General features: G+C 65.1%; 1 protein-coding gene. It reads right to left on the bottom strand.

Annotated elements, in window-relative coordinates:
* Window positions 1–12: 12 nt before the first annotated feature.
* Window positions 13–970 (bottom strand): IS110 family transposase (locus N415_RS30225; RefSeq protein ID WP_068189956.1); only part of this gene is annotated, 958 nt, incomplete at its 5' end.

The following is a 970-nucleotide window of genomic DNA, read 5'->3' as shown; positions in this document are numbered from 1 at the left end:
GTTTCTCCTATGTCAAGCCGCTGCCGGTTGGCAAGGCTGGATTCGGTTGGCGTGGTCGGTGTGTAGATGGTGGAACACGACGCGGGCGAGGCGGCGTTTGAGGCATCGCAGGGCTTCGGTGCTGGAGTCGCCGACGGCGAGGCGGTGTCGGTAGTAGGCATGGCCGAGGCCCCCGAGGCGGATCTGGGTGACTGCGATGCGGTGGAGCGCGGCGTTGAGTTGACGGTTTCCCGAGCGGGTCATGCGGACCCGTCCGGCGGTGTTTCCCGACCACACAGGCACCGGCGCGACACCGCTGTGGCGGGCGAAGGCTGCCTCGCTCTTGAACCGGGTCACGCCGGCTGTTTCGCCGATGATTTTGGCTGCGGTCAGCTCGGCGCAGCCTGGCAGTGCCAACAGGGTTGGGGCGATCGCTTGGACGCGCTGGCTGATCCGTTTGGCCAACGCGGTGATCGACTCGGTGAGCCGGGTGATATCGGCCAGTTCGTCGCGGGCCAGCTCGGCGACCAGGCCGGGCTGGGTAGCCAGCCAATCACTGAGCAGTCTGCGATGTTTGGCCAGATCCAGCGACCCCGGTTTGGGCGCCCGCTGCGGATCAAGCTCATGAACCCGCCACAACAGCCGGTTGATGGTCGATGTCCGTTGCCCCACAAGGTCTTCACGACGATCAATGAGAAGCTTCAATTCCCGCGACACCTCGTCGTGGGAGGCCACCGGCAGATCGGGTTCGCGCAGATAAGCCCGCGCAACGGCCAACGCGTCAATCGGATCGGACTTGCCCGGAGTGCGGGCAGACTTACGCGTCAGCGCCATCAATTTCGGCGGTACCCGTACCACCTTTTGATCAGCGCTCAACAGGTCGCGCTCCAAACGCGCTGACAAATGCCGACAATCCTCGATCGCCCACACCAGATCACCGCCAAACTGCTCGCGCGCCCAGCGCACCGCCTTCCGATGACCCGCGGTGGTG

The organism is Mycobacterium sp. UM_CSW (genome assembly GCF_000455205.1).
Taxonomy (GTDB): domain Bacteria; phylum Actinomycetota; class Actinomycetes; order Mycobacteriales; family Mycobacteriaceae; genus Mycobacterium.
Note: the sequence above shows the minus strand (reverse complement) of the source record. Positions and strands in the feature narration are given on the sequence as shown.